Source organism: Kitasatospora sp. NPDC057965, assembly GCF_042887135.1.
GTDB lineage: Bacteria > Actinomycetota > Actinomycetes > Streptomycetales > Streptomycetaceae > Kitasatospora.
Genome location: NZ_JBHVPZ010000002.1, coordinates 294,622 through 310,359, shown reverse-complemented (window position 1 = coordinate 310,359; position 15,738 = coordinate 294,622). Strand labels below are relative to the sequence as shown.

Sequence of the window (15,738 nt, the reverse complement as noted above, 5' to 3'; positions counted from 1 at the left end):
CTCACCGATCGTAGCCAGTGTGCGACCGGGCTCCGAACCGGGGCGGGCCGTCCGGGCCGGTGGCGCGGCATCGGCGGGGCGACGGCCCGGACCCGTGGACGACCGGACGGAGGATCGGACGGGGATCCGGCGGGGGATCAGGCGGGGAGCTGCTGCCGGTGGGGTTCCAGGACGGGGGCGACGGTGGTGGCGAGGAACTCCGTCACGCGGTACTCGACCAGGCCCTCGACGGCGAACGGGTCCGTACGCACCAGCGCCTCGACCGCCGCCCGGTCCTCCCCCACCGCGAGGATGATGCCGCCGTCGCGCGGCACCTTGCGGCCGGAGGCGAGGAAGGCACCGGCCTCGTAGTGCCGGCCGAGCCACTCGACGTGGGCGGGCAGCAGAGCGTCGATGCGGTCGAGCGGTGCGGTGTAGGTCAGCTCCAGAACGAACATGCGGCCGAGCCTATCCGCTACCGGTCCGGTGCCGGTCGGCTGCCCGCCGGGACGGAAGACGCACGCCGCCCCGGGCCGTGGTACGGCCCGGGGCGGTCCGAGGTGGGCGAGGATGGATTCGAACCACCACAGCCGAAGCGGGGGCTTTACAGGCCCTTGGGCTCTCCCAGGCCCAGCTCGCCCTCGGTTGTCGTTCCCTTGATCCCGACGACTCCACTCTCTCTCGATCAGCACAGCCGGACAACCGGGTTTCCGGCCACCGCGCCCGGCCGCCGACGCCCCGTCAGCCGACGCTTTCCGCTGGTCAGGGACATGGCGATGAAGTGTCGCGACTGTCCGGATCCTGCGCCCGCACCGGAGGTGGTGTAGACCGCCCCCGTCCCTGCCGCGGTGACGCCCGGGACGGAACGTCACCGAAGCGTTCAGGTCCGGCCTATTGCGCGTGTACGTGCTGACTGCGATACAACACTGCTCATATGACGATTGATCGGAGTTATCTGTAATGAGCAAGTCATCCCTGCCCCGTCGCAGCGTGATCGTCGGCGCGGCGGCCACCGTCATCGGCTGGAACACCGTCGGCCGTTCCTGGGCCGTGGAGACCCCCTCCGGGGCCGCCGCCGACGCCCCCGCCGAGGCGGCCGGAGCCTCCGCCGACGCCTCCCTCGCCGCGCTGCCCCCGCTCGACGGGAGCATGGTCGCCGACACCGGGACGCTGGCCCGGTTCGGCGGGGACTTCGGGCACCTGGTGACGGCCGCGCCGCGCGCCGTACTGCGCCCGGGCTCGGTGCGCGACGTCGCCACGGTGGTCGGCTTCGCCCGCCGCCACCGCATCCCGGTCGCGATGAACGGCCAGAGCGGAACCGGCAGCGCCGCCGAGCTGGAGTCGCACTCCAGCTACGGCCAGGCCGCCGCGCCCGACGGCGTCGCGATCGACGCCCGCGGGCTGAACCGGATCGTCCGGATCGCCCCCGGCCGCGCCGTGGTCGAGGCGGGCGTCACGTGGGCGCAGCTGACCGACGCCGCGCTCGCCCAGGGCTGGATGCCGCCCAGCCTGACGGACTACCTCCACCTGTCGGTCGGCGGCACGCTGAGCGTCGGCGGCATCGGCGGCGGCGTGCAGCGCTTCGGCTTCCAGGTGGACACGGTCGAGTCGGTGGACGTGGTCACCGGCACCGGTGAGCTGGTGACCGCCTCGGCGAGCGCCAACCGCGAGCTGTTCGAGGCCGTGCTGGGCGGCGGCGGCCAGGCCGGCATCATCGTCCGGGCCACCCTGCGCCTGGTGCGGGCCCGCGAGCGGGCGCTGGTGCTCAACCTGTTCTACGACGACCTGGCCGACTACCTCGCGGACCAGCGGAAGCTGATGCTGGAGCGGCGCTTCGACCTGCACGTCGGCGACGTCTCGCGCAACGCCGCCGGGACCGGCTGGCGGTACAAGGTGGAGGGCGTCGTCCACTACGACGGCGCCGCCGCGCCGGACCGGGCGAAGCTGGTGCGCGGCCTGCGCTGCGTGGCGGCCGACACGACGTTCGTCGACCAGACGGCGCGCGAGTACGCGTTCCGGGTGGACGCCTTCGCCGGGTACCTGAAGGGGGCCGGCCTCTGGTCGCAGCCCAAGCCGTGGCTGAGCCTGTTCCTGCCGGCCTCGACCACCGAAACGTTCATGCGCGAGGCCACCGCGATGCTGACGCCGGAGGACCTGGGCGCCGGCCTGCTGCTCTTCTACCCGTTCCGCACCGACGTGTTCACCCGCCCGATGACCGTGATGCCGAAGGAGCCGGTCGGCTTCCACTTCGATCTGCTGTCCTTCCCGTTCCCGGGCGCCGACCACGCCGCCGCGCTGCGGCGCAACCGCCGGCTGCACGACCTGGCGGTCCGGCTCGGCGGCAAGCGGTACCTGATCGGCGCGATCCCGGACGTGACGCCCGCCGAGTGGCGCCGCCACTACGGCACCCAGTGGGGGCGCGCGGTGGCCGCCAAGCACCGCTTCGACCCGGCCGGGATCCTGACACCGGGCCAGGGCATCCACTCCTGAGCCCGCCGACGTCCGGTCCGCCGCACCCCGCCTCCGGGTGTGCGGCGGGCGGGCGTCCCACCAGCCGCCGACGGGCGCGCCGCGAACGGCGCACGCCTTCCCGGAGCCCCCGCGCCCCCAGTGCGCGGGCGGCGATCGACGCCCGCCCGCCCGCACCCCGGCACCGAGCACCGCCGGGCCGGTGGCCGCCGTCAACCCTCGCGTTACGGTGGGGTCATGAGCTACCGCCATCCCGCCCGCGAGCAGATCCGGATCGAACACGTCCTGACCGCTCTCGGCAACCCCGTCCGACTCTCCGCCGTCCGCGTCCTGGACGGCGGCGGGGAGCACAACTGCGGGAGCGTGCTCGCCGCGATCGGCATCACCGCCAAGTCGACGATGACCCACCACTGGCGGGTGCTGCGCGACAGCGGTGTCATCCACCAGCAGCCCTCGGGTCGTGAGAACCTCCTCCACCTGCGCCGCGAGGACCTCGACGCGCGCTACCCCGGCCTGCTCGACGCCGTGCTGTCCGGCGCCCGCGACGACGAACGGCAGGAGCCCGCCGCCGACTGACGCCGAACGGCCCGGGGCGGACGGTGGAAGGCCGTCCGCCCCGGGCCGTTCACACGGTGGCCGGTCGCCGCGTCAGTACTGGGTGGTGACGGTGACGCCGCTGAAGGCGGTCTTGCCGTAGAGGGTGATGTAGCGGTAGCCGGCCGTGGTGTTGGTGACGGTCACGGTCTGGGTCGTGCCGCTGTTCGTGGAGGAGGCGGCGTAGTCCGTGGTGGAGGCCCAGCGGTCCGGGCTGTAGTAGAGGTAGGCGGTCCCGGTGCCACCGGTGGTGGAGACGGTCAGCGTGGTGGTGCCGGCCGGCATGTAGATGTACATCTGGTCCAAGCTTCCGGCGTCGGCCGAGCGGCCGGCGCGGAAGCAGTTGTAGTCCAGCTTCCGGGCGTCGGGGTCGGTGCAGGCCGCCGGGGCGGCCGGCGCGGTGACGGTGACGGTCCGGTTCGTGGTGGCCGTCTTGCCGTTGCTGTCGGTGACGGTGAGGGTGACCGTGTAGGTCCCGGCAGCGCGGTAGGACTTCGCCGGGGAGGCCGCGGTACCGGTGGTGCCGTCGCCGAAGTTCCAGGCCCAGCCGGTGATGCTGCCCTTGCCGGCGGTCTCGGTGGAGCGGTCGGTCAGCTGGACGTTCAGGCCGCGCACCGCGGCGTCGAAGGCCGCCTTCGGGGTGCCCGCGGTGAGGCAGGTGTCGGTGGCGCAGGTGTCGACCCACCTGGTGAAGTCGGCGTCGTAGGCGGTGCCGATACCGTTGTAGTACGCGTAGGCGCGGGCGTAGTCGCCGGTGCGGAAGTAGCCGAGCATGGTCTGGACGACGCCCGGGAAGCGCTCGATCATGTAGCGGGCGGCCAGGTAGCCCCAGTGGTAGGTGCGGACCACGTCGCTGTTCAGGTACGTGCTCTGGAGCAGGGTGCTGAGCGCGTAGGTGTGCTTGGGGGCCAGGGCGACCGCGTTGACGTCGGTGACGCCGCGGTAGGTGTAGGAGACGTACTCGGCGACGCCCTCGATCCACCACAGGTCGGGCACGCTGGTCTGCTGGGTGAAGCCGCCCTTGAGGTTGTAGCGGGCGTCCAGGACGTGGGCGTATTCGTGGTTGAGGTTCCAGATCCGGGCGGTGAAGCCGTTCTCGTTCGGATGCCGGTACATGAGGGAGACCGGCTGGTTGGCCGGGTCGCTCGGGGTCCCGGTCAGGGTGACCCCGCCGTTGTTGGTGTTCGCCTCGTACATCGCGCCGGCGTAGGTCTGGTAGTCGGCCTGGCTCGCGAAGACCACGAGCTGCACGGACGACTCGTACTGGCCGGGGATGGGGCCGTTGTCGCGGACGAGGCCGTGGAAGTACGCGTCCTCGCCCTTGAGGTCGGCGCAGACGGCGGCGAGTTCGGCCGCGGTGAGGTCCTGGGCCAGGACGGTGAGGGTGGCGTTGCAGGTCTGCCTGATCGGCAGCACGGCCTTGGTCAGCCGCTGCTTCAGGTCGCAGACGCCGTAGTAGGAGCACTGGTCCTTGTCGAAGAAGGCGGCCGCGTTGGCCGTGCCGACCCACAGCGGGGCGGTGGGGCCGGTCATCGACGAGCTGTCGAGCAGGGCCTTGGCCAGCGGGCGGATCCTGGCCTGGAGCGCCGGGTACTTGACGAACCGGGTCAGCTCGATGCCGGCGTTGGAGACCAGGAAGCCGGGGTAGGTTCCGAGCAGGTCGTGGTGGGTGCGGGTGAACACGTCGAGGGTGTCGACGATGCCCGGGTCCGCGGTCACCGCGTCGACGAAGGCCTTGTTCTCGTGCCCCCGGTCCAGCGCGCCGAGGGCGCTGTTGACGTACGTGAGCAGGTTCTTCGAGCCGTCGTACGCGCTGGTGTAGCCGTTCAGCACCTGCCGGTAGGTGTTCAGGTAGCGGCCCTGCTGACCGGCGCTGTCGGTGAGGATGATGACGTCGTTGGCGACCTGGCCGTTCGCGTCGGTGACGTCCGCGGCGTGCGGGCCGGCCAGGAAGGCGTCGATGCCGCGCGTCACGGCGGCGGTCAGGGTCGCGTCGTAGGGGCCGACGTGCGCGAGGTCCTTGTCCTGCACGTAGTAGCCCGCGCGCAGGTACAGGACGACCTGCCAGGTGGCGGCCGAGTTGTCACCGGGGTAGGAGGCGGCGGCGCTCTGGAAGGCGTCGGCCATCGTCGCCATCTGGCCCTGGCGGAACAGCGCCGAGGCGTACGGGCTCCCCGCGGTGTAGAACAGCGAGCCGATGCACTGGGGGGTCGAGGCCTTGACGTAGGACACCAGGGCGGCCCCGGTCCTGCCGGCGAAGTCGGCCGGGGTGCACGACTGGGCGGTGACCGGCCCCGCCGCGAGCGCGCGCGGTGCGGCCTTGGCCAGGCCCTGGTCCGCGCCGGTCTCCGCCGGCGCCGTGACGGACAGCGGGTTGACCAGCGGCAGCTGCGCGGCCGTGAGCGGACGGGACTGAGGCGCGCCCGGGCTCTCGGGATCGGCGAACGGGCTGCCGGGCACCTCCGAAGAGCTGCCGGCGGGCTGGTGCGGGCTCGATATGGCCGGTGCGGGAGTGGGGGCGGCGACTGCCAGGTTCGGGCCGGCGGCCATGCCGAGCAGAGTGGCACCTGCCGCGGCGACTGCGGACAGCAGTCTGGGCATGCGTGGGAGTGGACGCATCGTCATTCCTTCGTGGGGGAAGGGCATATGAACGCGCCTCGGGCGTGGGGGGAAGAGGCCGTCGAAGCGCGTGACGAACCGTCTCACACGACCGACCGCGCATCAATAGCCTGTGACATGTCACATGTGCATCGTTATTCAGCCGAGCCATTCAGTGAATTCACTTGATCACACCAAGTGATCACGAGCGCCCTCCGGGCCGGTTCGGTGCGCGGCGACGGTTGCGTTCCGCGGAACTCGCCCCCTCCTGGCCGACCCCCGGGCGGTGCGACCGGCCGGGCGGCCTGCGGGGTGACCGGCCGGGTCCGGGGACGACGGACGGCCCGGGCCGGACGGTGGAAGCACCGTCCGGCCCCAGGCCGCCCACGCGAGGGGCGGTCAACCCGACACGGCCATGGGGCAGTCGGGGGCAACGGCCGTGGCGACGTCCGCGCGCGCCGGGCGCAGCGTCAGCGCGAACAGCAGGCCCAGCAGCATGCCCGCCGCCGTGAGCAGGACCACCAGGAACCCGCCGTCCGCCGTGGCGCGGGCCAGCCCCTCGCCGCTCAGCCCGTCGGTGCCCGCGTCGGCGACGGCGGTGAAGAGCGCGAGGCCGATTGCGTTGCCGAGGTTCATGGTGGTCGAGGCGGCGCCGCCGGCGATGCCCTGCTCATGGGCGGGGGTGCCGGCGGCCGCCGCGATCCACATGGCCGTCCAGACCACGCCCTGGCCCAGCCCGGAGACCACCAGCCCGGGCAGCAGCGCGAGGTAGCCGGCGTCCGCGTCGAACCCCGCGGCCAGCGCGGCCGTCCCGACGGCACCGACCGCGAACCCGCCGAGCAGGGTGGGCCGCAGGCCGGCCCGGGTGGTGAGCCGCTCGCCGAGCTGGGTGCCGGCGGCGATCGCGAGCGAGGGGGCGAGGAAGGCGAGTCCGCTCTGCAGCGCGCTGTAGCCGTGCACGCTCTGCAGCAGCACGGTGAGGAAGTACGGCAGGACGCCGAAGGTGGCCATGTAGAGGAAGGTGATCGCCGCACCGGCGCTCAGGCTGCGGTTGCGGAACAGCCGGAAGGGCATCAGCGGGTCGGCGCTGCGGGTCTCGATCACGGCGAAGGCGGCGAGCAGGACGAGCGAGGCGGCGAGGGCGCCGAGGATCCACGGGTCGGCCCAGCCGCGCTCGGGGCCCTCGACCAGCGCGAAGACCAGGAGGGTGGCGCCCGCCGTCACGGTCAGCGCCCCCGGCAGGTCGAAGCGGCGGCGCCCGGTCCGCGCGGGGTCGGGCGGGATGACGAACACGGCGGCGAGCGCGATGGCCCCGGCCAGCGGCACGTTGACGAAGAACACCGCCGGCCAGCCGAAGCCCTGCGTGAGCACGCCGCCGAGCAGCGCACCCAGGGTCAGCCCGCTGGCGCCCGCGCCGCCCCACACGGCAAGGGCGCGGTTGCGCCGCGGCCCCTCCTCGAACAGCGTGTTGACCAGCGAGAGGATCGACGGCAGCAGCAGCGCCCCGCCGATCCCCTGGACGACCCGGGCGGCCACGATGACCTCGGGCGACCGGGCCAGCCCACCGGCCAGCGAGGACAGCGCGTAGAGCACCAGCGCGCAGACGAACACCCGCCGCCGCCCGAGCAGATCGCAGGCGCGGCCCCCGAGCAGCAGGAAGCCCCCGGCGAAGACGACGTAGGCGCTGACCACGAGCTGTTGGGTCTGGCCGGGGAAGCCGAGGTCGGTGCCGATCTCGGGCAGGGCGACGAAGACGATGTTGAGGTCCAGGGCGAACACGGTCTGCCCCAGGGCCAGCAGGACCAGGGTCCAGCCCGGGCGGGCGGGCGCGATCGGTGTCACGGGCATGCGGAGGTGCTCCTCGATCTCGGTGAGACCATGACTGATGGTACGCATATTTACGTACTATCGCACAGTCAGGCAACGCCGGTCCGCCCCGGCGCCAAGGCCGGCGCCACGGCCGGGCCGAAAGACCAAGTCAAGCAACCTGACGATGATTTGATTCGGTGTCACCCCCGCCGCCGGTGCACGGAGCTGCCCCCGGAGGAGGACGTGCGGGGCGTACGGCGGGTGCGATCATGGGGCTGACGGCCCGGGGCCGCCGGGCGGGAAGGGGCGGGAACCATGACCATCGTTCAGGCTCGGACATCGCACCGGCGTGGCCGGCTGGGGAAGCGGCTCGCCGCCGTCGCCCTGGCCGGGGCCACCGTCGTCACACTCGCCCCGGCAGCGGTGGCGGCGGACGCCCCCGCCGCCGGAACCGGGTCCACTGTGGAAGGTCGCCCGCGCGTCGACGGACAGCAGGAGCTGCGGGACCTCGTGGACCACGGCGGGATGACCGCCGCGCTCGCGGAGATCCGCATCCCCGGCCGCTCCCCGTGGCGGGGCGCCGCCGGGACCGCCGACCTGGCCACCGGGCAGCCGGCCGGGTCGGACGGCCGGTTCCGAATCGGCAGCGTGACCAAGACCTTCGTGTCGACGGTCGTCCTCCAGCTGGTCGGCGAGGGCCGACTCCGGCTGGACGACCCTGTCGAGCGCCACCTGCCGGGCGTCGTGCCGAACGGCGGGGCGATCACCGTCCGGCAGCTCCTCAACCACACCAGCGGCCTGTTCAACTACACGGACGACGAGCGCTTCCAGGTCCGCACCGAGGCTGACCTCCAGGACTTCGTGTACGGGACGTGGCGCTATCGGGACTACCAGCCGCAGCAGTTGGCCGCGGTCTCCGCCGAGCACCCGCCGTACTTCGCGCCCGGGCAGAGCTGGCACTACTCCAACACCAACTACGTCCTCGCCGGAATGATCGTCCGGAAGGTCACCGGGCACACCTGGCAGCACGAGGTCGAGCGCCGGATCGTCCGGCCCCTGCACCTGGACGACACACTGTTCCCGGGCTCCGAGACCGGCTTCGGCGGCCCCCACGCCCACGCGTACGTCGACATGCCGACAAGCCCCGCCGACATCACCCGGCTCAACCCCAGCCTCGTGGACGCGGCCGGCAACGGCATCTCCACCACGTCCGACCTCGACCGCTTTCACGCCGCGCTGTTCGGCGGCAAGCTGCTGCGCCCGGCCGAGATGGCCGCCCTGACGAACACCGTGCCGACCACGATCGGGGGCGGCCGGTACGGACTCGGCGTGCTCCGGCTCGACCTGGGCCCGGGCTGCGAGCCGGCCTGGGGCCACGACGGCAGCCTCGCCGGCTGGAGCACCCTGCTGCTCGGCAGCCGCGACGGGCGCCGCCAGCTCGCCCTTTCGCACAACCCGTTCCTGGGCAGGGACACCTCCGCGAGCAACGAGGCCATCGGCTCGCTGGTGGCCAAGACCTTGTGCGACCCGCCGACCGGCGCGACCGCCTTCACGGCGCCGGGCCCTCGCCCTCTCACCTTCCCCCTCACCAGCCCCGACCTCGCCATCGAGGCCGCGGCGGGCATCGGCTGACGCCGGCCCGCCGCCCGGCCCGCGGGAGAAGAGCCACGACTACCGCGCGAGGTGGTCGAACTCCCCCGCCTTGATGCCACCTATGAAGGCACGAAGCCGATCCGGTGTCGTCGTGATGACGACATCAGGATCGTCGCTCTCCCGGATCTTGACGACACCCTCCGGAGTTCCCGCGAGGTAGATGCAGTTGGCGGCGTCACCACTGAAGGATGACTTCTGCCAGGTGTGAGCGGCCATGGGTCTTCCTGTCTCAGATGCTCTGGGCGATACGGCGGATGAGGTCGCGAGACGGGTCCGGCTTGAGCGCGCTCGCCTCCAGCCGATCCATCACAGCCCGGTACTTGATGAGTTGCGGCTCGGTGTCGACGAACTCGGAGCGGTCCCCGTCCACCTGAACACAGTCCAATCGCGCGACCTCCGCGACGAAGTACACGATCCCAGCACCCGAACTGGGGTAGCTACCGGTTCCGAACGGGATCACCCTCAGCTCGATGTGAGGGTGCTCGCTCGCGCTCAGCAAGTATTCCAACTGCACACGCGCGACCTCCGGACCGCCGAAGCCGATCCGCAACGCCGCCTCGTGGACGACCGCCGACAACGGTATCGGCCGCTCGCGATGGAGCACCGCCTGTCGCTTGATGCGGTGCGAGACCAGATGCTCGACTTCGGGCGGGGAAAGGGGTGGAACAACATCCCGGAACAACGCACGAGCATGTTCAGCGGTCTGCAGCAGGCCCGGGATGTGGATGGCGGACGCGATCCGCATCGACGTCGCGTGGTGTTCGAGTTCCGCCAGGTCGAGTGCCCCGGCCGGGAGGATCTCACGGTACTCCTCCCACCACCCCCGCGTGCGGCCGCCGGTCATGCCGGTCAGCGCCTCGATCAGGGTGTCGTCGGCGCAGCCGTAGAGGCGCGCCAGCGCCCGCACGCGGTCCGCGCTCACCGGGTATCCGCCGGATTCGATGTTGCTGATGCGGGACTGCTGGGTGCCGTGAAGCTCCCCGGCCCGCGTGACTGACAGGCCCGCCTGCTCGCGCAACCGGCGCAACTCCGCCCCGAGCCTCCGCTGCCGGATGCTCGGCGGGATCTTGCTGGGCGGCATCCGCTGCTCCCTTCCCTCCGACGCCATGGCCGGCGGCGTTCACCCATGGGAGTGGCGGCGCCATGAATTCCCCAGATGCGGTGGACTACATACTACCGGCTGGCTATTTTTGATGCTGCGTCAGGGCCGCTCGCCGCCCCTTCTGCGACGGCGGCGTCGCGTCCGACTCCCCTCAGGTAGGAGACTTCCATGCCCGCTGCGCCCCCGCAAAACCCTCACTCGCCGTTCGATCGGGAACTGTGCGAACTGGTGCACGACACCGCCCCCAAGCTGTTCGCCGTCGTCCAGGTTCACCGGCCCGACGGCGAGGAGGCCGACGGGTGGGTGGTCGCCTGGGGGCTGGCCACGGAAGAGGGGCCGGCCCACGTCGTCAGCATCGACGGGCACACGCGCATGACGCTCGCCTCGCCCGAGCGGGCGCTGCGGCTGTTCACGACGCGACCGGACCTCACCAGCAGACTCGTGTGGCTCACGCAGCCCGGCGCCGCCGCCCTCGACCGGCTGGAAGCCGCCTGAAGCCCGCCTCAGTTCGCGGTCGGCGGGGCGGGCCGGTAGCCCTCGTAGTCGTTCCACCCCGCCGACCGGGCGAGTTGCTCCCAGGACGGCCGGCTCCCGTCGGTCGCCTGCCGGAGGAGCTCGCCCTGCATCGTGAACGGCGGTGCCTTCCGGGGCTTTTCGAGCGCCTGGCCGACGATGGCGTCGTGCAGCACCGCCGCCGTGTGCAGGCGCGGCAGCGTCCGGTGGACGCGGTCCGCGAAGCCGGGCGGGAGCCTGTCCGGGCCGCCGCCCAGGTCGAAGCCCGCGCCGAGAGCGACGAGGGCGATCTCCGGGCGCTTGCGCTCGGCGACCTCCCGGTCCATGTGCAGCACGATCGCGTCCCACACCACCTCCGTGCGGTCCGCCGCCACCCCCTCCCCCGCCAGGAAGCGGACGGCGAGGTCGGCGCCGTCCAGTTCGAACCGCTGGTCGCCGTTCCCCTCCGCGCTGAGCCCGCAGTCGTGCAGGACGCAGCCCAGGAAGAGGAGTTCGTCGTCGTAGTCGTGGTCCGGCCGCAGTCCGCGGCGCTCGCCGAGGAGACGTCCGTAGAGGTAGGTCCGCACGCTGTGGTGGCACAGCGCGGGCGGGAGCAGGCTCCGCGCGAACGCCAGGGTGTGCCGCGCGAGATCCGTGCCGGGGAGCGCCAGTTCGTCGTTCACGAGGTGGTGGTCCGTTCTCCTGCCGTCAGCGACAGGTAGGCGAGCGCGAGGAGCGCCAGTCCGGCGGCGGCCACGTACATCGTGGTCGCCCCCGGGCCGGCGGTCAGGCCGCCGATCAGGGTACCGGTGCCGATGCCGGTGTAGATGGCGGAGGAGTTCAGCGCCACCACCAGCGGCGCCTCCCCCGGCGCGGCGGCGATCAGGCGGTGCTGCTGCGGGGGCGTCTGGCACCAACTGCCCGCTCCCCAGGCCACCATGAGCAGTCCGACCAGCGCCGGCGCGTGCGTGCCGGTCGCGGCGAGGGCACCGAGGCCGGCGAGTCCGGCGGCCATCACGACGTAGCCCGCGGTCAGCACCCGCACGCCGCCCAGGCGGTCGGTGGCGAGCCCGGCCGCGAGGTTGCCAAGGATCGCGCCGACGCCGTAGAGGCCGAGCGCCCACGCCGTGTCGCGGGCCGTCAGGCCGACCGCCGCCAGCGCCGGCACGCTGTACGCGTACACCGTGTACGCGGCCGCCATGCCGAGCACGGTCAACGGCAGGATCGCCCGCACCGCCGGGCGGCGCAGCACCGCGAGGCGTTCGCGCAGCGGAACGCGCGGGTTGCCCGGCAGGTACGGCAGCAGCACGGCGACCGCCCCGGCCACCAGCAGGGCCAGCCCCGCCACCGCGCCGAGCGCCCAGCGCCATCCCGTCCACTGGCCGGCCAGGCCGCCCAGCGGCACGCCGAGCGCGGTCGCCACGGTGAGCCCTCCCACCACCACGGCCAGCGCCCGGGCCCGCCGCTGCGGGCGGACCAGGAAGGCGGCGACGGCGCCCGCGTTGGGCGTGAACGCCGCGGCGGCGGCCGCGGCGGCCACCCGGGAGGCGAGCAGCACGGCGAAGTCGGGTGCGAGGGCGGAGGCGAGGTTGGCGAGCGCGAGGCCGACGAGCGCGCCGACCAGCAGTCGGCGGCGGGGCAGCCGGGCGGCCAGGGTGGCGAGCACCGGTGAGAGCAGCGCGTACGAGGCGGCGAAGACGGTGACGGCCTGCCCGGCGGTGGCCGTCGGGACGCCGAGGTCGGCGGCGAGTTCGGGCAGGAAGCCGGCGACCACGAAGGCGTCGGTGCCGACCGCGAAGGTGCCGAGCGCCAGCGCCGGGACGGCGCCGAGCACGTCCCGCCCGGGCGCCTCGCCCGGCGTCTTGGCCTTCTTCGATCCGCTTAACGAGACATTGAACATCCCGATTCCCCTCCACAGGAAGGCCCGGCCGCTCGGCCGGGCCGGTCGTCGACGCGCCGTCAGGACCCGAGGCGCTCGTGGTAGCGGCGGATCCGGTCCGGAGCGCCGGGCGGACTCACGGCGAGCAGGTCGGCGATCGTCTGCGCCGCCAGCTCCCGCCGCCAGGCGAGTTCGGCACGCCGCATCGCCCCGGCGACCCCGCACGGCTTCGCGAACTCCCCGCCCACCGCCTCCACGCCGGCACCGCGCCGCCGGATCTCGGTGCAGCGGAACGCCTCGGTCGCCCCCTCCACGGCCGCGACGACGTCCATCAGCGTGATCCGCTCGGGCGCCCGCCCCAGCCGGTACCCCCCGCGCGCGCCCGCCACCGAGACCAGCACACCGGCCTTGACCAGCGGCTGCAGCCGCTTCTTGAGATACACCGGCGGCAGCTCGAAGATCTCCGCCAGCCGCCCGGCGGGAATCGGCGCCTGCTCATCGAGCCACGCCAACGCCAGACAGCAGTGCAGGCCCCACTCCACGCCTTCACCCATCAGCACAATCGGGATACTACATGTCCCGTTAACCCCCATCACCCCGCGCCGGCCCGCTCCGGGGTTGCCCCGGGGTCACCGGGCTTGACTCTCAGGTGGCACGAGACGGCACAGTCACTGCCGTGGACAGGAGAAACCTGCTGCCGATCGGGCAGTTCTCGCAGGCCAGCGGCCTCTCGGTCACCGCGCTCCGGTACTACGGCGCCAGTGGCGTGCTGGTGCCGGCGTTCGTCGACCCGGTGAGCGGTTACCGGTACTTCCGGCGTGACCAGGTGCGGACGGCGCAGCTGATCAGGTCGCTGCGGCAACTGGACATCCCGGTCGAGGAGCTGAGCCGGCTGCTCGGCGAGGAGGAGGGGCTCGCCACCGCCCTGCGGGAGCAGCTGCGGGCGGCCGAGCGGCGGCTGGAGGTGCAGCGCTCCGTGGTCCACAGCCTGTTGAGCCGACTGACCGAAGGAGCAGAGATGACCCACCGCGTCACCGTCCGCCAGGGCGCCGCCGAACGGATCCTGGTCCGCGGGGCGACCCTGGACAACTCCGGGCTGGACGCCTTCCTGCGCGACGCGTACCAGGAGATGTACGCGGTCGCCGGCCGCGGCCCGCTCACCTTCGCCGGGCCCGCCTTCGTCCGCTTCCACGGAGTGTGCGACGACGAGAACGCGACGCTCGTCGAGGCGTGCCTGCCGTTCCGGGAGGACGGCGCGCAGCCCACGGACCTGCCCGAGGGCATGGCCGTGCGCGAGCTGCCCGCGAGCACCCTCGCGTGCACGGAGGTCGAGGGCGAGGCCGCCACGTTCCCGCGGATCCTCGGGGCGTACGACGCCGTCGCCGGCTGGATCACCGAGCACGGCTTCGCCTTCGGGGGCCCGGCCCGGATGATCTACCGCCGCTGGACCGGCACGCCGGACCACCCGGACAACCGCCTGGAGATCGCCTGGCCGATCGCGGAGCCCGACGAGGGCTGAGTCCGCGGTCTCCGCCAAGCCCGGCCCTGCGCCCCTTCGCCACCACGACGCCGTCATCGGCGCGCCGCGCGCCGGCGGATTCTCCGTGCCGATGACGGCGCACGCGGTCTCACTGATCGACAGCTACCTGTACGGCTTCCACCCTCGTCCTCGACGCCCTCCACCCGGACGAGAACCCGGACGGGACCCGGACGGGTAGCCGGCCCGCGTCGCCGGCTAACGGCAGTACGCGGCTGTCGCGATCTCGACGAAGGAGCGGATCAGCGGGTTGGTGTCGCCCTCGTTCCACACCGCCACCACCCGGCTCGGCGGCATGTCGGTCAGCGGCACGACGGTCAGCTGCGCCGGTACGTCGTGCCGGAGCGGGGCCAGGCCGATCGTGCCGTTCCAGAGCACGGCCTGCTGGCATTCCTGGACGGCGCGCACGACCGGGCCCTCGCGCGGGGTGCCGCCGTGCCAGTACGCCTGCCAGACCGGGTCGGTGCCCCGGGGGAACCGGAACCAGCGGCGCCCGTCCAACTCGGCCAGCCGCAACCGGTCGTGGCGGGCCAGCGGGTCGTCGGCACGCAGGACCACGCCGACCGGATCGGTCCGCAGGGTGCGCACCGTCAGGGCGGTCTCGTCGAACGGTGCCCGGGTCAGGGCGACGTCGACGAGTCCGGCGCGCAGGCCGCAGGTCGGGTCGGTCAGGTCGGTGTCGCGGATGCGGATGTCGACGCCGGGGTGGTTCCGGCGGTAGGCGGCGGCGAGCCTGGCCACCGCCGGGTCGGTGCCGTCGCCCAGGATGCCGACGGCGATGGCCGCGGAACCGGCCGCCGCGCTCACGCGGAGGCGGACGCGGTCGGCGTGGTCGAGCAGGGACCGCGCCTCGTCGAGCAGCACCGCGCCCGCCGGGGTGAGCGTGACGCCACTGGGCGAGCGGACCAGGAGCAGGGCCCCGAGGTCGGCCTCCAGCTGTTTGACCGCCCGGCTCAGCGGCGGCTGGCTGATGTGCAGTCGGGTGGCGGCCCGGCCGAAGTGGAGTTCCTCGGCGACGGCCACGAAGTAGCGCAGGGTCCGTAGCTCCACGCCGCAACGATAGGTCAGTTGTCGTCGGTGACGGCCAGGGCGTCGGTGATCAGGCGGGTGGCGAACTCCTGGTCGTCGCCGACCATGCGGTTGATCTGCTCCGCCAGCAGGACGGCGGTGGCCTCCAGGGGGTTCATCTCGGCGCGGGTCCAGTCGCCGTACTGGGCGCGCCACAGGTTGGGGCTCAGGCCGGTGCCCGAGGCGATGAGGAGGCCGGCCATGGTGGGGATGACCTCGCGGCGGAAGGTGTTGGGCATCATCCGCATCGTGGCCACCAGGGTGGGCACCACGTGCTCGATGACGTCCTTGTCATGGCGCTCGCAGACCGTCCGCAGCCAGTCCATGTACATGTAGATGAGCGTGCAGACCCCGTCGAGCAGCGCGTCCGCGTCCTCCGGGCCCATCGAGGCGGCGAACTCGTCGGCCAGTCGCTGCTGTTCGGGGTCGGTGCCGCTCTTGCCGTCGTAGATGGCCTTCAGTCGCGAGTCCATCACCATGACGGCGGTGCTCACATCGCCGGCGCGGGCGTAGGCGGGGTCACAGGGAGACGACACGGGAATCCTCCTCAACCGGCCG

General features: G+C 72.8%; 15 protein-coding genes, 1 tRNA gene and 1 pseudogene. 6 read left to right on the top strand and 11 right to left on the bottom strand.

All coding sequences use genetic code 11. The annotated features are described in order from the left end of the window. Window positions 1-137 precede the first annotated feature (137 nt). The gene (locus ACFVVU_RS03340) at window positions 138-437 is read right to left on the bottom strand and encodes a YciI family protein (RefSeq protein WP_387788174.1); all 300 of its coding nucleotides are present in this window, start codon (window positions 435-437) and stop codon (window positions 138-140) included. A 103-nt stretch (window positions 438-540) separates the two neighbouring features. Next, window positions 541-620: transfer RNA gene (locus ACFVVU_RS03335), tRNA-Tyr, on the bottom strand. Between the two features lie 319 nt (window positions 621-939). Here ACFVVU_RS03335 and ACFVVU_RS03330 point away from each other — a divergent pair. Both ACFVVU_RS03330 and ACFVVU_RS03325 read left to right on the top strand, forming a co-directional pair. Further along, complete coding sequence (locus ACFVVU_RS03330; protein WP_387788172.1) at window positions 940-2,469, top strand: FAD-binding protein; 1,530 nt, start codon at window positions 940-942, stop codon at window positions 2,467-2,469. Between the two features lie 216 nt (window positions 2,470-2,685). Beyond that, window positions 2,686-3,024 carry an ArsR/SmtB family transcription factor gene (locus ACFVVU_RS03325; RefSeq protein ID WP_380689977.1) on the top strand — a complete coding sequence of 113 codons (339 nt, stop codon included), beginning with the start codon at window positions 2,686-2,688 and terminating at the stop codon, window positions 3,022-3,024. A gap of 72 nt (window positions 3,025-3,096) precedes the next feature. Here ACFVVU_RS03325 and ACFVVU_RS03320 read toward each other — a convergent pair whose 3' ends face one another. Next, window positions 3,097-5,643, bottom strand: a complete 2,547-nt coding sequence (locus tag ACFVVU_RS03320) for a collagenase (protein WP_387788171.1) — start codon at window positions 5,641-5,643, stop codon at window positions 3,097-3,099. Between the two features lie 396 nt (window positions 5,644-6,039). Continuing rightward, the gene (locus ACFVVU_RS03315; protein ID WP_387788169.1) at window positions 6,040-7,488 is read right to left on the bottom strand and encodes an MFS transporter; all 1,449 of its coding nucleotides are present in this window, start codon (window positions 7,486-7,488) and stop codon (window positions 6,040-6,042) included. 276 nt (window positions 7,489-7,764) lie between these two features. Between ACFVVU_RS03315 and ACFVVU_RS03310 the strand changes: the two genes are divergently transcribed. After that, a complete protein-coding gene (locus ACFVVU_RS03310; protein ID WP_387788167.1) occupies window positions 7,765-9,081 on the top strand; it encodes a serine hydrolase domain-containing protein in 1,317 nt (438 codons plus the stop codon). 39 nt (window positions 9,082-9,120) lie between these two features. On the opposite strand, the gene ACFVVU_RS03305 is transcribed toward ACFVVU_RS03310, so the two are convergent. Beyond that, a complete protein-coding gene (locus tag ACFVVU_RS03305; protein WP_387788165.1) occupies window positions 9,121-9,318 on the bottom strand; it encodes a DUF397 domain-containing protein in 198 nt (65 codons plus the stop codon). 13 nt (window positions 9,319-9,331) lie between these two features. Further along, complete coding sequence (locus tag ACFVVU_RS03300; RefSeq protein WP_387788164.1) at window positions 9,332-10,183, bottom strand: helix-turn-helix domain-containing protein; 852 nt, start codon at window positions 10,181-10,183, stop codon at window positions 9,332-9,334. A 189-nt stretch (window positions 10,184-10,372) separates the two neighbouring features. Between ACFVVU_RS03300 and ACFVVU_RS03295 the strand changes: the two genes are divergently transcribed. After that, window positions 10,373-10,699 carry a hypothetical protein gene (locus tag ACFVVU_RS03295; protein WP_355359280.1) on the top strand — a complete coding sequence of 109 codons (327 nt, stop codon included), beginning with the start codon at window positions 10,373-10,375 and terminating at the stop codon, window positions 10,697-10,699. Window positions 10,700-10,707: 8 nt separating this feature from the next. Here the strand turns inward: ACFVVU_RS03295 and ACFVVU_RS03290 are convergent, their stop codons facing one another. Genes ACFVVU_RS03290 through ACFVVU_RS03280 form a run of 3 tightly spaced genes read right to left on the bottom strand, consistent with a single transcriptional unit; the run spans window position 10,708 to window position 13,129 of the window. Next, window positions 10,708-11,379 carry an HD domain-containing protein gene (locus tag ACFVVU_RS03290; RefSeq protein WP_387788162.1) on the bottom strand — a complete coding sequence of 224 codons (672 nt, stop codon included), beginning with the start codon at window positions 11,377-11,379 and terminating at the stop codon, window positions 10,708-10,710. Continuing rightward, window positions 11,376-12,596 carry an MFS transporter gene (locus ACFVVU_RS03285; RefSeq protein ID WP_387788160.1) on the bottom strand — a complete coding sequence of 407 codons (1,221 nt, stop codon included), beginning with the start codon at window positions 12,594-12,596 and terminating at the stop codon, window positions 11,376-11,378. The genes ACFVVU_RS03290 and ACFVVU_RS03285 overlap by 4 nt, the downstream gene beginning before the upstream one ends. A gap of 59 nt (window positions 12,597-12,655) precedes the next feature. Then, window positions 12,656-13,129, bottom strand: a complete 474-nt coding sequence (locus tag ACFVVU_RS03280; RefSeq protein WP_387788158.1) for an RrF2 family transcriptional regulator — start codon at window positions 13,127-13,129, stop codon at window positions 12,656-12,658. A 122-nt stretch (window positions 13,130-13,251) separates the two neighbouring features. On the opposite strand from ACFVVU_RS03280, the gene ACFVVU_RS03275 reads away from it, so the two are divergent. Beyond that, on the top strand, window positions 13,252-14,094 hold the full coding sequence (locus ACFVVU_RS03275) for a MerR family transcriptional regulator (RefSeq protein WP_387788156.1): 843 nt from the start codon (window positions 13,252-13,254) through the stop codon (window positions 14,092-14,094). 13 nt (window positions 14,095-14,107) lie between these two features. Then, a pseudogene (locus ACFVVU_RS03270) lies at window positions 14,108-14,233 on the top strand (TetR/AcrR family transcriptional regulator); the annotation flags it as partial. Window positions 14,234-14,310: 77 nt separating this feature from the next. Here the strand turns inward: ACFVVU_RS03270 and ACFVVU_RS03265 are convergent. Together ACFVVU_RS03265 and ACFVVU_RS03260 are read right to left on the bottom strand one after the other, a co-directional pair. Further along, the gene (locus ACFVVU_RS03265; protein WP_387788152.1) at window positions 14,311-15,162 is read right to left on the bottom strand and encodes a LysR family transcriptional regulator; all 852 of its coding nucleotides are present in this window, start codon (window positions 15,160-15,162) and stop codon (window positions 14,311-14,313) included. Between the two features lie 14 nt (window positions 15,163-15,176). Next, window positions 15,177-15,716 (bottom strand): hypothetical protein, encoded by a 540-nt coding sequence (locus ACFVVU_RS03260; RefSeq protein ID WP_380688163.1) that lies wholly within the window; start codon window positions 15,714-15,716, stop codon window positions 15,177-15,179. Window positions 15,717-15,738: the final 22 nt, after the last annotated feature.

Bases quoted from the DNA above. Each gene is read 5' to 3' on its own strand.
- ACFVVU_RS03300 (WP_387788164.1), bottom strand. From the start codon at position 10,183: ATGCCGCCCAGCAAGATCCCGCCGAGCATCCGGCAGCGGAGGCTCGGG.
- ACFVVU_RS03325 (WP_380689977.1), top strand. From the start codon at position 2,686: ATGAGCTACCGCCATCCCGCCCGCGAGCAGATCCGGATCGAACACGTC.
- ACFVVU_RS03305 (WP_387788165.1), bottom strand. From the start codon at position 9,318: ATGGCCGCTCACACCTGGCAGAAGTCATCCTTCAGTGGTGACGCCGCC.
- ACFVVU_RS03310 (WP_387788167.1), top strand. From the start codon at position 7,765: ATGACCATCGTTCAGGCTCGGACATCGCACCGGCGTGGCCGGCTGGGG.
- ACFVVU_RS03320 (WP_387788171.1), bottom strand. From the start codon at position 5,643: ATGCCCAGACTGCTGTCCGCAGTCGCCGCGGCAGGTGCCACTCTGCTC.
- ACFVVU_RS03295 (WP_355359280.1), top strand. From the start codon at position 10,373: ATGCCCGCTGCGCCCCCGCAAAACCCTCACTCGCCGTTCGATCGGGAA.
- ACFVVU_RS03285 (WP_387788160.1), bottom strand. From the start codon at position 12,596: ATGTTCAATGTCTCGTTAAGCGGATCGAAGAAGGCCAAGACGCCGGGC.
- ACFVVU_RS03280 (WP_387788158.1), bottom strand. From the start codon at position 13,129: ATGGGTGAAGGCGTGGAGTGGGGCCTGCACTGCTGTCTGGCGTTGGCG.
- ACFVVU_RS03330 (WP_387788172.1), top strand. From the start codon at position 940: ATGAGCAAGTCATCCCTGCCCCGTCGCAGCGTGATCGTCGGCGCGGCG.
- ACFVVU_RS03340 (WP_387788174.1), bottom strand. From the start codon at position 437: ATGTTCGTTCTGGAGCTGACCTACACCGCACCGCTCGACCGCATCGAC.
- ACFVVU_RS03315 (WP_387788169.1), bottom strand. From the start codon at position 7,488: ATGCCCGTGACACCGATCGCGCCCGCCCGCCCGGGCTGGACCCTGGTC.